Annotated in this window: 19 protein-coding genes; 10 read left to right on the forward strand and 9 right to left on the reverse strand. The window is 68.6% G+C overall.

The window, feature by feature from the left end; translation table 11 throughout:
- Positions 1–30: 30 nt before the first annotated feature.
- Positions 31–1,722 (reverse strand): FAD-binding protein, encoded by a 1,692-nt coding sequence (locus ABTV10_RS23415; protein ID WP_499030954.1) that lies wholly within the window; start codon positions 1,720–1,722, stop codon positions 31–33.
- A gap of 11 nt (positions 1,723–1,733) precedes the next feature.
- Entirely contained in the window at positions 1,734–2,600 is an 867-nt protein-coding gene (locus tag ABTV10_RS23420) for an alpha/beta fold hydrolase (RefSeq protein ID WP_499030957.1), read from the reverse strand.
- Positions 2,601–2,848: 248 nt separating this feature from the next.
- On the opposite strand from ABTV10_RS23420, the gene ABTV10_RS23425 reads away from it, so the two are divergent.
- Positions 2,849–3,388: a flavin reductase family protein gene (locus tag ABTV10_RS23425; protein ID WP_499030960.1), complete on the forward strand. Its 540-nt coding sequence runs from the start codon at positions 2,849–2,851 to the stop codon at positions 3,386–3,388.
- A gap of 151 nt (positions 3,389–3,539) precedes the next feature.
- On the opposite strand, the gene ABTV10_RS23430 is transcribed toward ABTV10_RS23425, so the two are convergent.
- Positions 3,540–4,433: an IclR family transcriptional regulator gene (locus ABTV10_RS23430; protein WP_499030962.1), complete on the reverse strand. Its 894-nt coding sequence runs from the start codon at positions 4,431–4,433 to the stop codon at positions 3,540–3,542.
- 286 nt (positions 4,434–4,719) lie between these two features.
- Here ABTV10_RS23430 and ABTV10_RS23435 point away from each other — a divergent pair, with 286 nt between their 5' ends.
- Together ABTV10_RS23435 and ABTV10_RS23440 are read left to right on the forward strand one after the other, a co-directional pair.
- On the forward strand, positions 4,720–5,601 hold the full coding sequence (locus ABTV10_RS23435) for a TIGR03619 family F420-dependent LLM class oxidoreductase (RefSeq protein ID WP_499030965.1): 882 nt from the start codon (positions 4,720–4,722) through the stop codon (positions 5,599–5,601).
- Positions 5,602–5,651: 50 nt separating this feature from the next.
- Complete coding sequence (locus ABTV10_RS23440) at positions 5,652–6,149, forward strand: nuclear transport factor 2 family protein (RefSeq protein WP_499030968.1); 498 nt, start codon at positions 5,652–5,654, stop codon at positions 6,147–6,149.
- A gap of 66 nt (positions 6,150–6,215) precedes the next feature.
- Here the strand turns inward: ABTV10_RS23440 and ABTV10_RS23445 are convergent, their stop codons facing one another.
- The gene (locus ABTV10_RS23445; RefSeq protein WP_499030971.1) at positions 6,216–7,832 is read right to left on the reverse strand and encodes an acyl-CoA synthetase; all 1,617 of its coding nucleotides are present in this window, start codon (positions 7,830–7,832) and stop codon (positions 6,216–6,218) included.
- 283 nt (positions 7,833–8,115) lie between these two features.
- Here ABTV10_RS23445 and ABTV10_RS23450 point away from each other — a divergent pair, with 283 nt between their 5' ends.
- From ABTV10_RS23450 to ABTV10_RS23465, 4 genes are all read left to right on the forward strand, one after another.
- Positions 8,116–9,057 carry a 3-oxoacyl-ACP reductase gene (locus ABTV10_RS23450; RefSeq protein WP_433608072.1) on the forward strand — a complete coding sequence of 314 codons (942 nt, stop codon included), beginning with the start codon at positions 8,116–8,118 and terminating at the stop codon, positions 9,055–9,057.
- A 20-nt stretch (positions 9,058–9,077) separates the two neighbouring features.
- Complete coding sequence (locus ABTV10_RS23455; RefSeq protein ID WP_499030974.1) at positions 9,078–9,830, forward strand: SDR family NAD(P)-dependent oxidoreductase; 753 nt, start codon at positions 9,078–9,080, stop codon at positions 9,828–9,830.
- A gap of 232 nt (positions 9,831–10,062) precedes the next feature.
- Entirely contained in the window at positions 10,063–11,604 is a 1,542-nt protein-coding gene (locus ABTV10_RS23460) for a GMC family oxidoreductase N-terminal domain-containing protein (protein ID WP_499030977.1), read from the forward strand.
- A gap of 184 nt (positions 11,605–11,788) precedes the next feature.
- Positions 11,789–12,529 carry a VOC family protein gene (locus ABTV10_RS23465; RefSeq protein ID WP_499030980.1) on the forward strand — a complete coding sequence of 247 codons (741 nt, stop codon included), beginning with the start codon at positions 11,789–11,791 and terminating at the stop codon, positions 12,527–12,529.
- Between the two features lie 7 nt (positions 12,530–12,536).
- On the opposite strand, the gene ABTV10_RS23470 is transcribed toward ABTV10_RS23465, so the two are convergent.
- Entirely contained in the window at positions 12,537–13,448 is a 912-nt protein-coding gene (locus tag ABTV10_RS23470) for an amidohydrolase family protein (RefSeq protein ID WP_499030983.1), read from the reverse strand.
- A 170-nt stretch (positions 13,449–13,618) separates the two neighbouring features.
- On the opposite strand from ABTV10_RS23470, the gene ABTV10_RS23475 reads away from it, so the two are divergent.
- Together ABTV10_RS23475 and ABTV10_RS23480 are read left to right on the forward strand one after the other, a co-directional pair.
- Entirely contained in the window at positions 13,619–14,758 is a 1,140-nt protein-coding gene (locus ABTV10_RS23475) for an NADH:flavin oxidoreductase (protein WP_499030986.1), read from the forward strand.
- 113 nt (positions 14,759–14,871) lie between these two features.
- Entirely contained in the window at positions 14,872–15,324 is a 453-nt protein-coding gene (locus tag ABTV10_RS23480) for a DUF7832 domain-containing protein (RefSeq protein ID WP_433608082.1), read from the forward strand.
- A gap of 3 nt (positions 15,325–15,327) precedes the next feature.
- Here the strand turns inward: ABTV10_RS23480 and ABTV10_RS23485 are convergent, their stop codons facing one another.
- The gene (locus ABTV10_RS23485) at positions 15,328–15,858 is read right to left on the reverse strand and encodes a ribonuclease H family protein (protein ID WP_499030988.1); all 531 of its coding nucleotides are present in this window, start codon (positions 15,856–15,858) and stop codon (positions 15,328–15,330) included.
- Between the two features lie 73 nt (positions 15,859–15,931).
- On the opposite strand from ABTV10_RS23485, the gene ABTV10_RS23490 reads away from it, so the two are divergent.
- Complete coding sequence (locus tag ABTV10_RS23490) at positions 15,932–16,864, forward strand: DNA-3-methyladenine glycosylase family protein (protein WP_499030991.1); 933 nt, start codon at positions 15,932–15,934, stop codon at positions 16,862–16,864.
- 103 nt (positions 16,865–16,967) lie between these two features.
- Here ABTV10_RS23490 and ABTV10_RS23495 read toward each other — a convergent pair whose 3' ends face one another.
- Genes ABTV10_RS23495 through ABTV10_RS23505 form a run of 3 tightly spaced genes read right to left on the reverse strand, consistent with a single transcriptional unit; the run spans position 16,968 to position 19,964 of the window.
- Positions 16,968–17,765: an SDR family NAD(P)-dependent oxidoreductase gene (locus ABTV10_RS23495; protein WP_499030994.1), complete on the reverse strand. Its 798-nt coding sequence runs from the start codon at positions 17,763–17,765 to the stop codon at positions 16,968–16,970.
- Positions 17,758–18,801, reverse strand: a complete 1,044-nt coding sequence (locus tag ABTV10_RS23500) for a 2,3-butanediol dehydrogenase (protein ID WP_499030997.1) — start codon at positions 18,799–18,801, stop codon at positions 17,758–17,760. Before ABTV10_RS23500 ends, ABTV10_RS23495 begins: the two co-directional genes overlap by 8 nt.
- Entirely contained in the window at positions 18,798–19,964 is a 1,167-nt protein-coding gene (locus ABTV10_RS23505) for an LLM class flavin-dependent oxidoreductase (protein WP_499030999.1), read from the reverse strand. Before ABTV10_RS23505 ends, ABTV10_RS23500 begins: the two co-directional genes overlap by 4 nt.
- Positions 19,965–20,081 lie beyond the last annotated feature (117 nt).

Genomic DNA, 20,081 nt, shown 5'->3' on the forward strand with positions numbered 1-20,081 from the left:
TGAGTGGTCATTCGGGAACCCTTTTCCGGACTACTTCGCGTCCGGCGCCGACAGGCGGTCCGAGGCGGTGTCGGCGACGTGGTTCGCGGCCACGTAGCCGAAGACCATCGACGGGCCGATCGTGGCGCCGGCGCCTGCGTACTCGTTGGCCATCACGGATGCGGCGGTGTTGCCGGTCGCGTAGAGGCCGTCGATGACTGATCCGTCCTCACGGAGCACACGGGCTTGCGCGTCGGTGACGAGGCCGCCCTTGGTGCCGAGATCGCCGGCCTCGATGCGCACGGCGTAGAACGGGCCCTTGACGATCTCGTCCATGGCCGCGTTCTTCATCGTCGGGTCGCCGTAGTACTGGTCGTACGCGCTGTCGCCGCGCCCGAACTCCTCGTCCTTGCCGGTGCGGGCGTAGCCGTTGAACCGGTCGACGGTCTCGAGCAGGTTCTGCGGCGGGACACCGATCTTCTCGGCCAGCTCGCTCAGCGAGTTCGCCTTGTGCACAATGCCCTGGTCGTAGAAGCCCTGCGGGAACGGCGCACCCGGCAGCACCTGTGCGAACGGGTACCGCGAGCGGGCCTTGCTGTCCATGATGAAGTACGCCGGGACGTGGCCGCCGTCGAGCTGGTCATGCACGAAGTTCACGTACGGCGCCGACTCGTTGGTGAAGCGCTTGCCGTCCTGGTTGACGATCACCGAGGGCGGGATGGACCGCTCCGACACCAGCGGGATGACCGCGCCCATCGGATGCTTCACGGACGGCATCCACCACGCGTCGTCCATCAGGTCGACGGCCGCACCGAGCTTCTGGCCGGCGACGATGCCGTCGCCGACGTTCTCGCGGGCACCGGCACTGATGTTCGGGGCACCGTGCTCGGGCAGGTACTTCGCGCGCATCTCGTTGTTGTGGTCGAAGCCGCCGGTCGCGAGCAGGACGCCCTTGCGGGCGCCGACGCGCACGAGCTTGCCGTCCTTCTCGACGGTGGCGCCGACGACGGCACCCTTGTCGTCGACGATCAGGTCCGTCATCGACGTCTTCAGCCACAGCGGCACGCCGGCGTCCTTGAGCGCCATACGCATACGAGCGACGAGGGCGCGGCCACCGGTCGACATGTGGCGGCGGCGGATGACATTCGACGACACGCGCCACGCCGCGACCAGCGACGCCCTGCGTCCACGCCACGTGCGCTTGACCATCGCCAGATCGCGGTAGTCCTTTGACGTCACCCACAGGCCCAGCGGACCCTTGAGGCTGTTGGGACGCTGGTACTTCTCGTCCTCGCCGAGCTTGCGGGTGTCGAACGGGGTGCACTCGATGGTGCGACCGAGGGGGCGGCCGCCCTCCTCCTCCGGGTGGTAGTCGGAGTAGCCCTTGACCCAGTAGAACTCGATGTGCGGACTGCGCTCGAGCAGTTCCATGAGCGGCGGACCGTTGTCGACGTACGCGTCGAGGCGCTCGGCCGACACCTTGCCCTCGGTGATGATGTCGAGGTAACGACGGATCGACTCGCGGGAGTCCCGCTGGGCGCCGCTGCGCTGCAACACCGGAGCGTTGGGGATCCAGATGCCGCCGCCGGAGATCGCGGTCGAACCGCCGAACGTCTTGCCCTTGTCGACGATCAGAGCCGACAGGCCACGGTCGGCCGCGGTGATGCCGGCCGCCATTCCGCCACCGCCGCTGCCGACGATCAAGAAGTCGACGACGGTGTCGAAGGTCTGGTTCTCAGTCATGTTCGGTCAGTTCACTTCCGGTCGCGCAGGAGGAAGGAGAGAACTGCCGAGACCCACGCGTCGCGCGCCTCGATCATGGTCCAGTGGCCGCAGTTCGGGAACACGTGGAACTCGGCGTTGGGGATGTCGCGCATCGGCAGCAGGCCCATGTCGACGGGGCTCACTCGGTCGTCGCGCCCCCACGTGATGAGGGTCGGGGCCATGATCTTGCCGAACTGCGCCCAGTACGGCGTGCCGTCGGCCTGCGCGTTGGCGGCGGCCATCGCGGCGAACGCCTTCGAGCTGTACATGCGGCGAGCGATCTCGAGCGTCTTGGGCTCGGTCGCCAGGGCCCAGCGCTCCTCGATGAGCTGCTCGGTGACGACCGCGGGGTTGTAGACCATCGACTGCAGCCAGCGGATCAGGCCCTCGCGGGTGGGGTTGTCGGTGAACTCCATCAGCAGCTTGATGCCCTCGCCCGGGTTGGACGACAGGACGTTCTTGCCGACGCCGCCGATGGAGACCAGCTTGTTGACTCGTTCCGGATGCGCGATCGCGATGCGGGCGCCGACGACGCCACCCATCGAGTTGCCGATCATGTCGACCGCACCCAGGCCGAGGCCGTCGAGGAAGGTCGGAACGGCGCCTATCGCCTCGACCATCGGGTGGCCGTCACACGGATCGGACACGCCGAAGCCGGGGAACTCGAGGACGTAGCAGGTGAAGTGCTCGGCGAAGTCCGCGAGCACGCCACGGTAGTTCCGCCATCCCGTCACGCCCGGGCCCGAGCCGTGCAGCAGCAACAGCGGCGGGCCGTCGCCGGCCTGGTGGTACCGGAGAACGCCCTGATCGGTGTTCAGTTCCTTCAGCGTTCCCTCGTAGCTCAGCTCAGTAGTCATCGTCGCCTCTGTCCCTCACGTGTCATCCGGGTCACAGCCCATTCGGGTGGCAGGCTGCCAGGCCGCGCAGGCGTGGGCCATATCTCATCCCGATGAGCGAGACCAACCGCTCCCTGTCTGCGCCCGTCAGAGGCGGTTCCGCTCATTGAGACAGCAGTTCAGGGCCGCGAACGTGCAGCCATACGCTCGCAAACATCAACTTCGGCGCACTCGGCGTCGAGCGATCCCGTCGAATCGGAGGTGGCCCCATGCCCACAGAGCTGATTGCACACGAGAACTCGGCGGCAGCGCCGACCCCCGACGAGATGCGCCGCGTGATGGGCCAGTTCGCGACCGGCGTGACGGTGGTGACCGGACTGGACGACGAGGGCCCGGTCGGGTTCGCGTGCCAGTCGTTCGCGTCGGTGTCGCTCGAGCCCCCGCTGATCCTGATCTGCGCCGATCATCGCGGGCGCGCCTGGCCGCGGATCCGCGAGACGGGCCGCTTCTGCGTCAACGTCCTGCACGAGGAGCAGTCCGACCTGTGCTCGCGCTTCGGTTCCAGCAAGGGCCGCAAGTACGAGGACCTGGACTGGGAGCTGTCCCGCTGGAACACACCGGCGCTGCCGGGTGTCCTGATGCGCGTCCACGCGGAGGTGCACGACGTCCACATCGCCGGCGACCACGACGTCATCATCGGCCGGGTTCTCGAACTCGACACCGTGTGCGAGGAGCGCCCGATGGTGTTCTTCCGCGGCAAGTTCGGCATCCAGACCCCGATCCTGACCCCGGCGCGCGCCACCGCCTGACCCCGGCGCGCGCCACCGCCTGACCCCGGACGACCGAACGGGAACTCGGGGCACGGATCCGATCGCGGAGCGTGCCGAGAGTTCCCGTTCGTGCGGGTGGGGTGTTCAGGTGGGCGGCCGGATCCCGGTCAGATCCCCCGTCGGATCCCGCTCAGATCCACTGCCCGCTCTGGATCGACAGCAGGCGGTCCATGGCGTCGGCGGACCAGGTGTCCACGGGGGTGGTCGGCGCCCGCCGAGCACGTCGCGGCGCGCCGAGTTCGGGGTAGAGGGTACGCGAGACCTCTCGGGCGGCGTCGACGACGAGCGGTGCGACGCGCTCGAGCTGGGCGGTGCGGGCGTCGCCGCACAGCGAGATGCCGGCGACCGGGCCGTCGTGGCCGCGAACCGCGACACCGACGCATGCGACGCCGCGCACCGACTCGCCCCGCTCGAAGGCGAGGCCGCGCCGCTGCCGGATGCGGTTGAGCTCCTGGTGCAGCGTCGAGATGTCGGTGATCGTGCGATCGGTGCAGCGGCTCAGCCGCTCCTCGTAGAGGCTGTCGACGCGTTCGGGGTCCAGCCACGCGAGCATCGACTTGCCCCCGGCCGTCGAGTACGCGGGGCCGCGACCGCCGACCCGCGACGGCAGCGTCGACGCGAAGCGTCCACCCACCTTGTCGAGGTAGATGCTCTCGCTCCCGTCGAGGACCGCGAGGTGGACCACCATGCCGGTCTGCATGTGCAGTTCGTGCAGCAAAGGTGCTGCCGCGGCACGGATCTCGCTGTGTCCGCCGTCGCCGCCGCCGAGCCCCAGAGCGCGGCGGCCGAGGCAGTAACCGAACGAAGCGTGCTCCACCCAGTTGAGGCGGACCAGCTGGTCGAGGATGCGGTGCACCGTCGAACGCGGCAGCTGGGTCCGGCAGGCCACCTCTTCGAGCGTCAGCCGCGAAGCACGGCCGTCGAAGGCGTCGAGGATCAGGGTCATCCGTTCGACCATGGACGGCGGCAGTTCACGGCGCGGGGCCTCTGCAGCGGCCGGCTCACCGGTATCGACGACTGTCATAGACACCTCCAAGACAACATCCACACCCCAGGTCAGCGGGGCGAAACGGAGCAAAACTGAAATTAATTCTGACAGGCTAGCAGGTGGGTCCCGCGGGACGGGACGGATTCCCTGCCGATCGTTTGTCCGAATCGGACATCGCCATCATGGCGTGACCGGCATCACTTCGCACGCTCACGCGGGCAGGTCGGACGAAACTCCCGGTGACCGGAAACGCCGCAGCGGTCACCATCACGACGGAGTAGAACGAAGCGGTACCGACCGATCCAGCAACGGAGCTGTAGGGATGCACATCGGAATCGTCTCCCCCGTCGTGGTGCTGCACCCCGATGCCCACTCCGAGTGGGAGCGCGGGGCCGGCATCTCCGATCTGGCCCAGGTCGCCGAAACCGCCGATCGCCTCGGTTTCCACCATCTGACCTGCAGCGAACACGTCGCCGTGCCGGTGGACGTGGCGCGCGCCCGGGGCGGCACCTACTGGGATCCGCTGGCGACGTTCGGCTACCTCGCCGCCCGCACCGCCCGGATCCGCCTGGCCACGCAGGTGCTGGTCCTCGGCTACCACCACCCGCTCGAGATCGCCAAGCGCTACGGCACCCTCGACGTGGTCAGCGGCGGACGCCTGGTCCTCGGGCTCGGCGTGGGGACGTTGCGGGAGGAGTTCGAACTGCTGGACGCGCCGTTCACGGACCGCGGCGCCCGCGCCGACGACGCCCTCGCGGCGCTCCGTGCCGCGCTGTCCCGGAGCGTGCCCGAGTACGACGGGACCTATTACGAATTCCACGACCTGCTCGTCGAGCCGCACGCCGTCCAGGACCGCGTCCCCCTGTGGATCGGCGGCCGGACGATGCGCTCGCTGCGGCGCGCCGTCGACCACGGCGACGGCTGGGTGCCGTTCGGGCTGGGCGTCGACGATCTGGCCTCGATGCTCGGCAAGGTCGACGTCCCCGCGGGCTTCGAGATCGTGCTCGGCGCGGGTGCTCCGCTCGACCCGCTCGGCGACCGCGCCCGCACCGCACGCGCCCTCGAACGCCGCCGTGCGGCCGGCGCCACCATCGCCAGCGCGGCGGTGGCCGCGACGGGAGCGGCGCACTACTGCGATCAGCTCGAGGCCCTGCACGCACTGGGCGTCGAACTCGGTCTCGAGTTCGAGCCCGAACAGGGCTGACTGTCACACCCCCAGCACATCCCCAGCGGGACAACACCGAAGGAGATCCGATGACCGATATCGCGACCGACACCGCCGCGCTCGTCCAGTCCCTCGTCGAACGGGTTCAGCTGCTCGAGGACAAGCTCGCGATCCAGGAACTCGTCACCGCGTACGGCCCGGCGGTCGACGCGGGGGAGGCCGAGAAGGTCGGCGCGCTGTGGGCCGAGGACGCCGTGTACGACGTCGACATGCGCCTCATGGACGGTCGCGCCGAGATCATGGAGATGGTTCGCACCCGCCCGCACCAGGACTACATCAACGGCGGTTGCGGCCACCTCCTGGACCCGGTGAACATCGTCGTCAAGGGCGATACGGCGATCGCGACCTGCCACTCGCAGCTGCTGCGCCGCAACGAGAACGAGGATTCGTTCCGGGTGTGGCGGGTCACCGCCAACCGCTTCGAGCTCACGAAGATCGACGCCGAGTGGAAGATCCAGCGACGTACCTCACGCGTGCTCGACGGCCGCGCCGAGGCCCGCGAGCTGCTGGCCCGCGCCGGCAGCTGATCGACTGCTGGAACCGCGAAACGGCCTGCCCCTCACTGAGGGGCAGGCCGTTTCGCTGCGGTCGAATCAGTTGGCGGCTTCGAGAGTCGCCTTGGCCCACCGGTAGTCGGCCTTGCCTGCAGGCGAGCGCACGACCTCGGGGACCACGACCACCGTGCGCGGTACCTTGTAGCCCGCGATCTGGGTCCGGCAGTGCGCGATCACCTCGTTCTCGTCGAGGTCGTCGATGCCGTCACGGGCCGAGATGACGGCCGACACCCGCTGCCCGTACGTGGGATCCGGGATACCGGCGACGAGCGCGTCGAGCACGTCGGGATGACTCTTGAGTGCCTCCTCGACCTCCTCGGCATACACCTTCTCGCCGCCGGTGTTGATGCACGACGATCCGCGGCCGAGCACGACGATGGTTCCGTCCGCCTCGACGCGCGCGAGGTCGCCGAGCACGGACAGTCGCACGCCGTCGACGACCGGGAACGTTGCCGCCGTCTTCTCGGGGTCGCCGAAGTAGCCGAGCGGCACGTGTCCGGCGCGCGCGAGGTAGCCGACGTTGTCGGAGCCCGGCTCGATCGTGGCGAAGTCGGTGTCGACCACACGCGCCTTCGGCGACGGCGGCATCCGCAGCAGGCCGTCCTCGTCCTTCTTGAGTTCGCCGTCGTTGCCGGACTCGGACGAGCCGAACGCGTCCCGGAGGTAGACGTTCGGGAGCAACTTGTTGAGCTTGCCGCGGACGCTGGCCGACCACAGCGCGCCGCCGGAACCGATGATCCACAGCGAGCTCAGGTCGAACCGTTCGCCGTGCTCCTCGATCGCGTCGGCGAGCGGACGGGCGATCGCGTCGCCGACCACCATCACGGTGTTGATCTTGTGCTGATCGACCAGTTCGAGTGCCTCGACCGGGTCGTACTTGGACATGAGGACCTGCTTGGATCCCATGAACATGCAGGTGAACAGCGAGTACGACGCCGCACCGTGCATCAGCGGCGCGGTGACCAGGTAGGTCATGGCGAACTGGTTCGCGGCCGCCGCGGCACCGAGCTCGGCGGGCGAGAGGATGGGGTCGCCGCCCATGATGGCGCCCCCGGCGAGCGCGGCGTGGTAGAAGTCCTCGTGCCGCCACATCACACCCTTGGGCATGCCGGTGGTGCCACCCGTGTAGATGACGTAGAGGTCGTCGGCGCTGCGCTCCGCGAAGTCCCGCTCAGGCGACTGCTCGGCGACAGCCTCGTGGTAGTCGACCAGCGAAACACCTGCGGCGGCAGCCGCTTCCGCGAGGGCCGGGCCGGCCGCCTCGCCGACGAGCACGATGCGCCGCAGCTCCGGGCACTTGGGCAGCACCTCGGCGATGACGTCGCTGAACTCGCCGTCGGCGATCACGGTGGCCAGCTTGGCGTCGTTGTAGAGATAGGTGAGTTCGTCGGCGACGTAGCGGAAGTTGACGTTGACCGGGACGGCGCGAACCTTGAGGCAGCCGAGCAGCGATTCGACGAACTCGAGGCTGTTGCGCGCGTGCAGGCCGACGTGGTCGCCCGGTTGCACACCCTCCGCCGCGAGGTGGTGGGCGATACGGTTCGCGGCGGCGTCGAATTCGGCGAACGTCCGCGACTCGGATCCACACACGAGCGCGATCTTGTCCGGGACGGCATCGATCACGGCTTCGGTCAGATCAGCGAGATTGAGTGTCATGGCTGGCCCTTCGGGTGAATCGCACAACGAGCAACAGTGCGTTCTACCACAAACCCCGCCCCCGTGTGCCTGAGATCACAACCTCGTGAGTAGAACATATTTCTATACACCGATCAATAGCGGGCCGAGGAGATTTCGGGTTTCTCGGCGGCAGAGGTGCCTGCGCCGCAGCCTCCGCGAGAGACCGCCGCGCTCCGCGCGACGGAAACGGCACCAGCCCTTGTGTCGAAACTAGAATGAATACTAGTTTGGAGCGCATCGCACGTAAGGTTAGGAGCCTGACATGGACGAATCCCTGAGCTTGGCCGGTCGCACGGCCATCGTCACCGGCGCCGGGGCCGGCCTCGGCCGCGCCGAGGCACTCGCGCTCGCCGAGGCCGGCGCAGCGGTCGTCGTGAACGACATGGGCTCGGCGGCCCACGACGTCGTCGACGAGATCAAGGCCGCCGGCGGGCAGGCGCTCGCGATCACCGGCGACGTCTCCGACTGGTCGCTCGGCGGACGCATGATCGAGGAAGCCGTCGCGAACTTCGGATCGATGGACATCCTCGTCAACAACGCGGGCATCCTGCGCGACAAGATGATCTTCAACCTGTCGGAGTCGGACTGGGACGACGTGATCCGCGTGCACCTCAAGGGTCATGCCGCGACGTCGCACGCCGCTGCGGTGCACTGGCGTCAGGCGAGCAAGGACGCCGGCGGACCGATCTTCGGCCGCGTGATCAACACGTCCTCCGAGGCCTTCCTGTTCGGTTCGGCCGGACAGCCCAATTACTCTGCCGCCAAGGCGGGTATCACCGCCCTGACGCTCTCCACCGCGGCCGGCCTGTCCCGCTACGGCGTGCGCGCCAACGCGATCTGCCCCCGCGCCCGGACGGCCATGACCGCCGAGGCCTTCGGCACCGAGAACAACACCGGCGTGCAGGGTCTCGACCCGCTGGCACCGGAGCGCGTCGGCACCCTGGTGCGTTACCTCGCCTCGCCCGCGTCGGACGAGATCAACGGCCAGGTGTTCGTCGTGTACGGCAAGATGGTCGCGCTCATGGCCTCGCCGAAGGTCGAGAACCGCTTCGACGCAGCCGGTTCCGAGTTTTCCATCGAGGAGCTGGCTGGACAGATGACGCCGTACTTCTCGGGTCGCGGACCCTACGAGACCTACGCCGCGTACAGCGTCGCTGGTCTCGAGAAGATCGCGCTCGCCACCGACGCTCCCGCCGAAGTCTGAGCCGGGAACGACGGTTCGACATGAGGCTGGAGGGGAAGGTCGCGATCGTCACGGGCGGTGCCGGCGGCATCGGCCGCGCGATCACGCGGGTGTTCTCCCGCGAGGGTGCGAAGGTGCTGTTCGTCGATGTCGACGAAGACCAGGGTCGAGCACTCGAACAGGAGATCGCCGAGGCGGGCGGCGAGGCGAAGTTCCTGGGCGTCGATATCTCGCAGGCGGATTCGGCGACGACGATCCGAGACGCCGCCGTCGCGGCGTTCGGCCGGATCGACGTGCTGGTGAACAACGCGCACGCGTCCCGCCAGGCCCCGCTGCTCGAGCAGACGCAGGAGATGTTCGACATCTCGTTCGGTACCGGCTTCTACCCGACGGTCCACCTGATGCAGGCCTGCTACCCGCAACTGAAGGAATCGCAGGGATCGATCATCAACTTCGGTTCCAGTTCGGGACTCGAGGGCATGCCCACGCAGACGTCGTACGCGGCGGCCAAGGAGGCCATCCGCGGTGTCAGCCGCGTGGCCGCCAACGAGTGGGCCGCCGATCAGATCCGCGTCAACGTACTGTGCCCGTTCGCGGCCACCGAGGGTGTCGTGGCATGGCAGAAGGCGTTTCCCGAGCGCGCGGCGGCGACCGTCGCCAAGGTGCCGTTGCAGCGGATCGGTGACCCCGAGACGGACATCGCCCCGGTCGCGGTGTTCCTCGCGAGCGACGACTCGAGGTACATGACGGGCCAGACCCTCATGGCGGACGGCGGCAGCCTGAAGCTGCGCTGACGGCACCGGGATGCACCAATTTTCCGGTACCGCCTCGTAACCTCCTCTGTCGGCGGTATAAACCCTGGCAGCCTGCTGCGAAGCAAGCCGCCTACCAAACCGCCGACAGAGGAGTTCCATGACCGACAGCCGGGCGAACAGACGAACTGCAACTCAGGGGATCGGGAGTGTCTCCCGCCGCAGATTCCTTGCGGGAACGGGACTTGCGGCCGGAGCGGTCATGCTCTCGTCGGTGTCCACGTTTGCCTCCGCAGCCCCCCGCCGTGCCCTCGCCGACGGCGACCGTGTCCCGGCTCTCGTGATCGGCAGCGGGTACGGCGGCGCCGTCGCGGCCCTCCGGCTCACCCAGGCCGGCATCCCCACCCAGATCGTCGAGATGGGTCGGAGCTGGGACACCCCCGGGCCCGACGGCAAGATCTTCTGCGGGATGCTCAATCCCGACAAGCGCTCGACGTGGTTGTCCACCACCACCGATCAGCCCATCAGCAACTTCATGGGCTTCGGCATCAACAAGAGCGTCGAACGGTACGTCGGCCTGCTCGATTCCGAGCGGTTCTCCGGCATCAGGGTCTACCAGGGCCGCGGCGTCGGCGGCGGTTCGCTCGTCAACGGCGGCATGGCGGTCACCCCGAAGCGCAACTACTTCGAGGAGATCCTGCCGTCGGTCGACGCGAACGAGATGTACAACACCTTCTTCCCGCGCGCCAACGCAGGTCTCGGTGTCAACAACATCGACCAGGCCTGGTTCGAGTCGACGCCGTGGTACCAGTTCGCTCGCACGGGCCGCAAGACCGCTCAACGGTCGGGGTTCACAACGACTTTCGTTCCGAACGTCTACGACTTCGAGTACATGAAGAAGGAGGCCGCCGGCCAGGTCACGAAGTCGGCCCTCGGCGGCGAGGTCATCTACGGCAACAACGCCGGCAAGAAGTCGCTCGACAAGACCTACCTCGCGCAGGCCGCGGCCACCGGCAAGCTGACGATCACCACTCTCCACCGCGTCACCAAGGTCGCACCGGCGTCCGGCGGCGGCTACGGCGTGACGATGGAACAGATCGACGAGCAGGGCAACATCGTCGCCACCAAGGTCGTCACCGCCGACCGCGTCTTCTTCGCCGCCGGCAGCGTCGGCACCAGCAAACTGCTCGTCGCGATGAAGGCGCAGGGCCACCTGCCCAACCTCCCGTCGCAGGTCGGCGAGGGCTGGGGCAACAACGGCAACATCATGCTCGGTCGCGCGAACCACATGTGGGATGCGACCGGCTCCCAGCAGGCCACGATCCCGACGATGGGCATCGACAACTGGGCGGACCCGACCGCACCGGTCTTCGCCGAGATCGCCCCCCTCCCCGCGGGCCTCGAGACGTACGCCAGCATCTACCTGGCCATCACGAAGAACCCGAACCGCGCACGGTTCCAGTTCAATTCGGGCACCGGCAAGGTCGACCTGTCCTGGACCGTGGCGCAGAACCAGCCCGGTATCGAGATGGCCAAGAAGGTCTTCGACAAGATCAACCAGAAGGAAGGCACGATCTACCGGACGGACCTCTTCGGGGTCTACAAGACCTGGGGCGACGATTTCACGTACCACCCGCTCGGCGGCTGCGTGCTGAACCAGGCCACCGACAACTACGGCCGCCTGCCCGGGTACCCGGGCCTGTACGTCGTCGACGGCTCGCTGGTCCCGGGCAACGTCGGTGTCAACCCGTTCGTCACCATCACGGCGCTGGCCGAACGGAACATGGCGAAGGTCATCTCCACCGACCTGGCGTGAGTTCTCGCCCGCGTTCCCGTCGCCACGGACGGCGGGAACGCGGGCGGTGGCGACCATTTTGTTCTGCGCTTTCCCGTCCGCTGCCTCGGTGTTCTGCGATAGCCTCGTCCACGTGCTCGACGGTGCATGAGAGGACATCACGATGTCTCGACACGCGAGTTATTCGGAAGGCACGCCCAACTGGGTGGATCTGCAAACCCCGGACCAGGCGGCGGCCAAGGCCTTCTACACGACTCTGTTCGGCTGGTCGTACGACGACCAGCCGACAATGGAGGACGAGGTCTATTCGATTGCGGCGCTGCGGGGCGAACGGGTCACGGGCATCGCGCCGATGCCGCACGGTTCGCCCGCTGACGCAACCGCCAGGTGGAACACCTTTCTCGCCGTGGACGACGTCGACGCAGCGGCGGCCGAGGTGGAACCGGCCGGCGGGAGGCTGATCCTCCCACCGTTCGACGTCGTAAAGGCCGGGAGGATGGCTGTCGTCGGCGACCCCACGGGAGCCGAGGTGGCCCTGTGGCAGTCCCGCGACCACATCGGCGCAACCCTCGTCAACGAGACCGGAACCCTGATCTGGAACGAACTCGTCACCGATCGCCCGGACAGCGCGCTCCCGTTCTATCGGGCCGTCGTGGGACTGGGGTCGGCCACGATGCCCGTACCGGGATCGGTTGACTACACCGTGCTGCAGGTCGATGGCGACGGGGTGGGCGGCTGCGTGCCGCCGCCGCGCCCCGACGTCCCCAACCACTGGCATGTCTACTTCTGCGTCGAGGACACCGACGCCACGGTCGCGCAGGCCGTCGCGGCGGGCGGGCAGCTGATGGCCGACCCGTTCGACATGCCGTCCGTCGGCCGCATGGCGGTGCTGTCCGATCCGCAGGGCGCGGTGTTCAGCGTGATGCAGCCCGAGTCCGCCGACTGAGCACGCGTCAGGAGACGTCGAACAGTCGTGCGGGGTTGCCGTATGCGACCGCGCGCACCCAGTCGTCCCCGAGTTCGACTCGCTCGAGTGCTTCGAGCGCGTCGAGGTACGTGTACGGGATGTTGGGGTAGTCGCTGCCGAACAGGATGCGGTCGCCCAGGTCCCGCAGCCGGTCGACCGCGGCGCGCGGGAACGGTATGGCCTGCTCGGTGAAATCGGTGAAGGCCATCGTGGTGTCGAGCAGCATGCTCGGGTACCGCTCGGCGAGGTCGAGAAACTCGACGTACTCCGGCATCCCCATGTGCGCGATGATCAGCACGAGCCGCGGGTATCGCGCAAGCAGCGCCGCGATGCGGTCTGGACCGGTGAACCGGCCGGGTGCGGGGCCCGAACCGCAGTGAATGACGATCGGCGTTCCGCTGTCCTCGAGCAGACCCCACACCGGGTCGAGCAGCGGATCGTTCGGGTCGTAGTCCCCGACCTGGACGTGGGACTTGAAGACTCGGACGCCCGCCTCGAGGGCGTCGGCGACGTAGCCGGGCGCCGACTCCTCCGGATAGAAGGTGGCGGTGTGCAGGCAGTCGGGTGTGCGGGCGGCGAAGTCCACGGCCCACTGGTTGAGCCACGCCGCCATCTCGGGCTTGTGCGGATACAGCATCGAGGTGAACCGGGTGACGCCGAATGCGCGCAACTGCTCGACCCGCGCGTCCTCCTCGGTCTTGTAGCGGATGGGCCATTCCCGGCCGACGAGCGGGCCCGCGGAGTCGAAGTACGCCCACACCTTGTCCATCACGCTCTTGGGCATGAAGTGGGTGTGCACATCGATCAAGGCGGGCAGCCCCAGCCGGTCACGGAACGCGACCACACCGGCAACCTCCGACGCCCAGTCCTGTTCAGCCCGTTCAGCCGATTCGCACACCGTTCGCTCCCTTCGCCATGCGGCGCTCCGGCTCCCCGGACACCTCCTCAGACCCTAGCCGGGAGACGTTTGCGCTCAGTGAGACATCGGTTTGACGTGCCCGGAAATCCGCTGGAACGCTACCTAGCAATTGCTTGGTTTACGACGAATCCCGAGAAGGCACTGACGACATGACCACTTCATCTCCCCTGTTCCAGCCGCTGAAGGTGCGCTCGCTCGAACTCGCGAACCGCATCGTCATGTCGCCGATGACGCGGTCCTTCTCGATCGACGGCATCCCCGGCGACGACGTCGCCGGCTACTACCGTCGCCGCGCCGAGGGCGGCACCGGCCTGATCGTCACCGAGGGCGTCGCCATCGAGCACCCGACTGCGGTCGACAACTCGCGTGTCCCGCGCATGTTCGGCGAGCAGGCCCTGGCGGGCTGGCGCAACGTCGTCGACGGCGTCCACGCGGCCGGCGGCAAGATCATCCCGCAGTTGTGGCACGTGGGACCGCTGTGGGGCGCGATGAGCAAGGTCGACCCGACGTTCAAGGCGATGCGCCCGTCCGGCGAGTGGGGACCGCTCGGCACCACGTCGTACCCCGAGTCGTACACCTCGTGGGCGCAGCAGGTCACCGAGGCGATGACCGAGCAGGACATCCAGGACGTCATCTCGGCCTTCGCTCGCGCGGCGCGGGCCGCGATCGACGTCGGGTTCGACGGCATCGCCCTGCACGGTGGCCACGGTTACCTGCTGGATTCGTTCCTGTGGGCCGGCACCAACAAGCGGGACGACGAGTGGGGAGGCGACCTCGAGCGCCGCACCCGATTCCCCGTCGCGGTCGTGAAGGCGATCCGCGCCGAGATCGGCGAGGACTACCCGATCTTCTTCCGCTTCTCGCAGCACAAGCAGCAGAACTACACCGCGCGCATCGCCGAGACCCCCGAGGAACTGAAGACGATCCTCGGCGCCCTCGTCGACGCCGGGGTCGACGTCCTCGACGCCAGCATCCGCCGCTTCGACATCCCGGCATTCGACGGCAGCGAACTGTCGCTGGCCGGTTGGGCCAAGGAGGTCACGGGCGCGTTCACGATGGCCGTGGGCAGCGTCGGCATCGGAAAGTCCCTGCGCGACAGCCGCATCGAGGGTTCGGCGCCGGTCGTCGACAACATTCCCGAGCTCGAGAAGCGCATCGGCGGCGGCGAGTTCGACCTCATCGCGATCGGTCGCCTGCACCTGGCCGACCCGGCGCTGGCGTCGACGCTGCGCGACGGCGCTCCGCTGCCCGCCTTCGTCCGGGACGTCCACGAGGGGTCGCTGACGTAGCCGACGTCCGCTCGGCATGATCAGATGGTCGCCGCAACACTTCCTCCGAGGAGTGGCGGCGACCATCTCGTTTGTCGGGCGACAGCGCGGACCGACTCGAAGAAAGCGATCCCATGACGGACTCCATGACGAAGTACGACGACGCCGACTGGCACTACGGCGGCACCTTTCCCGAGGACCTGCCGAATGCGGCCGGGGGCACCCACATCGGCATGTTCGTGGCGTGGTGCCTGCTGAGCGGCTTCGCGGGTGAGGACGTGGAGGACGAACTCGAACCGCTCGAGTCGCGGGAGACGACACCCGGCGCCTTCCTGATGGACGTGCTCGACGAGAAGTTCGTCAGCGACGATCTCACCGCCGACGGCAACGCGTTCGCGGTCGCGTACTACGCCGGCGAGAACGACGACTCCCGGTACATCGCCGACTACCTCGCCGCGTTCGGCACGGCCGCCGCGGAGATCTACCGGGTGGAGGACAGCTGGGAGACGTACGACGTGATCGCGGAGCGGATCGACGACCGCTTCCGTGCCTGGGTGGACGCCGGGCGGCCGCGCTTCCTGGCCTGACGCTCAGAACAGCGTGAGAGCAGGCTCCGGCTCGCGCGCGGTCACCGAGGCGGGCGCCGCGGCAGGCTGCCCGAGGCCACGCCACGGCTGCGCCTTCTCCGGATCGGCGGCGACGGCGCGCGCCGCCTCACCGGCCAGTTTGTCGGCCATCTCGTTGAAGTGGTTCCCGACGTGACCGCGCACCCAGCGGAACTTCACCGGACCGGACCGCTCGGTGATCGCTCGGTCGATGTCCTGCACCAGCGCAAGGTTCTTGACCGGGCCGCCGGACGCGGTCTTCCAGCCCTTCCGCTTCCAGCCGGGCAGCCACTCCGACGCGCACTTGATGGCGTACTGGGAGTCGGACTCGATCAGCAGCGGCTCGGGTCCGGGATGCGCGACGATCGCCTCGACCAGCGCCCACAGTTCGGCGATCTGGTTGGTGCCGGAGACGTCACCGCCCGACCCGCTCGGACCCTCGTGAGCGACCCAGGCCCACCCGATGGCGCCACCGGGGTTCTTCAGGCACGAACCGTCGGTACTCACGATGATCATGGCTTCGGACAATACGTGGCCGCTACGACACGCGCCGGTCAGGTCCCGGCCCGGCGGCGATAGGCTGCCCGTGATGACCGGTACGGCCTCCGAAGTGCAGTTCGAGGTGTCGACGCGACGTCCCGTGGACCTCGCGTCGACCCTGTCTCCACTGCGCCACGGACGCTTCGATCCGTGCCACCGCACCGAGCCCGACGGAACCGTCTGGCGCACATCGCTGCTCCCGTCCGGGGCGGTGACCTACCGGCTGCGTCAGCTCGGCCCGTCCGCCGTCGACGCGCGGGCGTGGGGTCCGGGCGCCGCCGAGTTCGACGCCTACCTGCCGGGGTTGCTCGGCGAACACGACGCCGAGCGGGCCGCGACCTTCGCGCCCGCGCACCCCAAGCTCGCCGACGCGCACCGCCGGTTCCCGAACCTGCGGATCGTGCGCACCGCACGGGTGCTGGAGTCCCTCGTGCCGGCGATCCTCGAACAGCGCGTGCACGGCGTCGCCGCGCAGGCGTCGTGGCGTCGACTCGTGACGCGGTTCGGGGCGCCGGCGCCGGGACCGGCCCCCGACGGCATGCGGGTCCCGCCGGGCGCCGACGCGTGGCGGCGGATCCCGTCGTGGGAGTTCCACCGGGCGAACGTCGACCCCCGGCGGGCACAGACGGTCGTCGCCTGTGCCCGCGTCGCGGACCGGCTCGAGGAGATCGTCGACCTGGACCGCGACGCGGCGCACCGCCGGCTGCGGGCGGTCCCGGGAATCGGCGCGTGGACGGCGGCCGAGGTGGCCCAGCGCGCACTCGGCGACGCCGATGCCCTGTCGGTCGGCGATTTCCACCTCGCGTCGATCGTCGGGTGGAGCCTGCTCGGACGGCCCCTCGACGACGACGGGATGGTGGAGTACCTCGCCGACCTGCGCCCGCACCGCTACCGCGCGATCCGCCTGCTCGAGGTCAGCGGTCAGGCCCGCGAACCCAAGTTCGGGCCGCGGACGGCGATCGTCGACCACACCTGGCACTAGCCCGGATACGGCCTGAGCGCCCATTCCTCGGCCCAACCGGCGGGAAACCGCGCGGGGTCGGAAGGAATGGGCGCTCAGGCTCGGTCGGGCTCGATGGGCTGCGCTACCCGCCGAGCTTGGTGAAGTCCGGGTAGTTGGAGATCTCCCAGCCGCCGTCGACCATGAGGCTCGTCCCGGTGATGTAGCTGGCGTCGTCGCTGGCCAGGTACAGGCAGGGCGCGGCGATCTCGTCGGGGCTCGCGGGCCGGCCCATCGGGATGCGCTCGACGAACATGTCCAACAGCGGCTCGTAACCCATCACCGCGGCCACGAGCGGAGTGTCGACGAGGCCCGGCATCACCGTGTTGACCCGGATCCCGTGGCGCGCGAGTTCGACGGCCGCGTTTTTGCCGAACATCTCGACGCCTGCCTTGCCGGTCGCGTACGGGCTGCCCCCGATGACGGGCACGCGCCCGTTCAGCGACGCGACGTTGACGATGGCGCCGCCCTGCCCGTTCGTCATCATGTGCCGGGCCTCGTGCTTGGTGCAGAGGAACACACCCTTCTGCACGAGGTCGATGGTGAAGTCCCAGTCGGCCTCGTCGAGGTCGAGGATCTGACCGCCCTTCTGGGCGCCGGCCACGTTGAAGGCCATGTCGAGCGCGCCGAAGCGTTCGACCGCCACGGCGACGGCCGCGGCCACCGCGTCCTCGCTCGTGACGTCGGCCGGGGCGCCGACGAACTTCTCGCCGAGTTCCTTCTCCATGACCTCGAGCGCGTCGGCCGCGAGGTCGATCCCGACCACAGACGCACCCTCGCCGACCAGTCGCGTCGCGACGGCCGCACCGATCCCGGACGCCGCGCCCGTGACGACCGCGACCTTGCCGCCGAAGCGTGCACCCGTCGATTCCGGCTCAGACATCTCCCACCTCCACGAGTACCTTCATGCTGCGGCCCTCGGACACCGCCCGCACGCCGTCCGCCACGTCCGCGAGCGGGACGTGTTCCACCCACCCGTCCAGCGGGTAGGCGCCCTCCGCCATCCGGTCGATGACGGTGCGGAACTCCTTGCGCGAGTAGGCCAGCGACGACATCAGCCGCATCTCGCCGAACATCATCAGGTACGTGTGCAGCGGCACCTGCTCCTTGTACGTCGCCAGCAGGACCACCGCGCCGCGCGGCCGCACCGTCGTGAGCGCGGTCAGCACCGCGGGTTCCACACCGGCGCACTCGAACACGACGTCCGCGCCGGCCCCGTCGGTGCGCGCCCGCACCGCGGCGACCGGATCCTCCGCGCTCGGGTCGAGCACGTCGAATCCCAGCCCGGCGGCGATCGTGCGACGGGTCTCGGACATCTCGCTGAGCAGGATCCGGTCCACTCCCCCGGCCCGCAGGTTCAGTGCCGTCGCGATCCCGATCGGACCCGCCCCGATGACCAGCGCCGACTGTCCCGGCGCCACGCCGGACAGTTCGACGGCGTGCAGCGCGACGGCCAGCGGCTCGACCACCGCGGCCTGCTCGAGCGACACCGCGTCCGGCAGCACGTGCACGCTCTCGGCGGGGACGGCCGTGTACTCGGACAGCCCGCCGCCGTCCGCGTTGATCCCGTGGAAGGCGATCACCTCGCACAGGTGCTCGTGCCCGTCCCGGCACCGGGCGCACGTGCCGCACCGGTAGGTGGGCTGCACCGCGACCCGGTCACCGACGGCGATGTCGGTGACCCCGGCGCCGACGGCTCGGACCACACCGGAGAACTCGTGCCCGAGGATCTGCGGGCCGCACGCCCCGGTCAGCGGGTGCGCATGTTCGGAGACGCCGAAGGAGTGGACCAGGCCGAGGTCGGATCCGCAGATGCCGTTGTACGCCACGGCGATCAGGACGTGGCCGTCGCGCAGCTCCGGCTCCGGGACGTCCTCCACCCGGAGGTCCTCGACGCCGTGCAGGACCGCGGCCCTCATGCCTTGGCCGCCAGTTCGTCCTCGTACTTCTTCGTCATGTGCGCGATCGCCGCGTGCTGCGCCACGTTGTGGCCCTCGCGGACCTTCCCGGCGCGGGTCGCCGCGTCGAACAACGGCTGGGACTGCCCCTGGAAGTGTGGCGCCACTTGCTGCGCGATCAGCTCGAACGAGCGTCGGGTGGCGGCCGGGTTGGCCCAGTCGGTGCCCATGATCAGCATGGAGCCGAAGCCGCCGGACTGATCGATGAGCTTCTGGATCAGCTCGCGCGCCTGCGCGGGGGTGCCGATGATGCCCATGCCCGAGTGGTTCATGTACTGGATCATCTGATCCATGGAAGCGCCACCGGAGCCGAAGTGCGGGAAGGCCGCGACCTTGCCGAAGTAATCGATCCACTCGCCGAGGCCGAACCGCACGTCCTGCTGGGCCTGCTCCTCGGTCTCCGCGATGTGCATGGGGCACACCAGCCGCCACTGGTTGCGGTCGACGGTGGTCCCGAACTCGGCGGCCCGCTCCTCCATGATTCCGAAGTGGTGGCCGAGGGCGTCGAAGCCTTCGGGGGTGAGGGTCGCGCCGATCGACAGCAGGCCCAGCCCGTGCTTGCCGGCCAACCGCGGTCCGGTGGGCGAGGCCACGCCGGCGACGACGATGTCGAACATCGGATGCGAGTAGGGCCGCATCTGCAACTGGGCGTCGACCAGGTTGTGGGTCTTGGTCTTCGCCGTCACCGACTCGCCGTTCAGCAGCCGCATCACGATGTCGAGGTTGTCGTCGAGCAGTTCGCGACACTCGGTGGGGTCGAGTCCGATCATCGACGAGTCGGTCGGCAGCGAGCCCGGGCCGACACCCAGCATCACACGGCCGCGGGTGAGGTGGTCGAGCAGCACCATCCGATCCGCGGCCCACAGCGGGTTGTGATAGCTCAGTGAGGTGACGCCCGTGCCGAGCTTGATGCGCTTGGTGCGTTCGGCTGCCGCCGCGATGAAGATCTCGGGGCTCCCGATGATCTCGCTGCCAGCCGAGTGGTGTTCGCCGATCCACACCTCGTCGAAGTCGAGGCGGTCGAGATGCTCCACCAACTCGAGGTCGCGCTGCAACGCGACGGTCGGATTCTGCCCTGCTGCATGATGCGGCGCGATGAACGCACCGAACCGTAGCCTGCCCATGCGTGTACTCCTCGGGAAATCACTGAAACGCAGTCGACCCCGACGCTAGAATTCGGGCAGCCGGGGCGACAGTGCACTTTGGTGGACAGTTCCCGTATACCGCCTCGGCGCACGCCG

It is taken from the genome of Paraburkholderia sp. RHO2 (assembly GCF_050955445.1).
GTDB classification, from domain to species: Bacteria; Actinomycetota; Actinomycetes; order Mycobacteriales; family Mycobacteriaceae; genus Prescottella; species Prescottella agglutinans_A.

Coding starts and splice junctions, on each gene's coding strand:
- ABTV10_RS23495 (WP_499030994.1), bottom strand. CDS start 17,765: ATGTCTGAGCCGGAATCGACGGGTGCACGCTTCGGCGGCAAGGTCGCG.
- ABTV10_RS23505 (WP_499030999.1), bottom strand. CDS start 19,964: ATGGGCAGGCTACGGTTCGGTGCGTTCATCGCGCCGCATCATGCAGCA.
- ABTV10_RS23480 (WP_433608082.1), top strand. CDS start 14,872: ATGACGGACTCCATGACGAAGTACGACGACGCCGACTGGCACTACGGC.
- ABTV10_RS23415 (WP_499030954.1), bottom strand. CDS start 1,722: ATGACTGAGAACCAGACCTTCGACACCGTCGTCGACTTCTTGATCGTC.
- ABTV10_RS23490 (WP_499030991.1), top strand. CDS start 15,932: ATGACCGGTACGGCCTCCGAAGTGCAGTTCGAGGTGTCGACGCGACGT.
- ABTV10_RS23455 (WP_499030974.1), top strand. CDS start 9,078: ATGAGGCTGGAGGGGAAGGTCGCGATCGTCACGGGCGGTGCCGGCGGC.
- ABTV10_RS23425 (WP_499030960.1), top strand. CDS start 2,849: ATGCCCACAGAGCTGATTGCACACGAGAACTCGGCGGCAGCGCCGACC.
- ABTV10_RS23485 (WP_499030988.1), bottom strand. CDS start 15,858: ATGATCATCGTGAGTACCGACGGTTCGTGCCTGAAGAACCCCGGTGGC.
- ABTV10_RS23450 (WP_433608072.1), top strand. CDS start 8,116: ATGGACGAATCCCTGAGCTTGGCCGGTCGCACGGCCATCGTCACCGGC.
- ABTV10_RS23420 (WP_499030957.1), bottom strand. CDS start 2,600: ATGACTACTGAGCTGAGCTACGAGGGAACGCTGAAGGAACTGAACACC.
- ABTV10_RS23435 (WP_499030965.1), top strand. CDS start 4,720: ATGCACATCGGAATCGTCTCCCCCGTCGTGGTGCTGCACCCCGATGCC.
- ABTV10_RS23445 (WP_499030971.1), bottom strand. CDS start 7,832: ATGACACTCAATCTCGCTGATCTGACCGAAGCCGTGATCGATGCCGTC.
- ABTV10_RS23440 (WP_499030968.1), top strand. CDS start 5,652: ATGACCGATATCGCGACCGACACCGCCGCGCTCGTCCAGTCCCTCGTC.
- ABTV10_RS23500 (WP_499030997.1), bottom strand. CDS start 18,801: ATGAGGGCCGCGGTCCTGCACGGCGTCGAGGACCTCCGGGTGGAGGAC.
- ABTV10_RS23430 (WP_499030962.1), bottom strand. CDS start 4,433: ATGACAGTCGTCGATACCGGTGAGCCGGCCGCTGCAGAGGCCCCGCGC.
- ABTV10_RS23475 (WP_499030986.1), top strand. CDS start 13,619: ATGACCACTTCATCTCCCCTGTTCCAGCCGCTGAAGGTGCGCTCGCTC.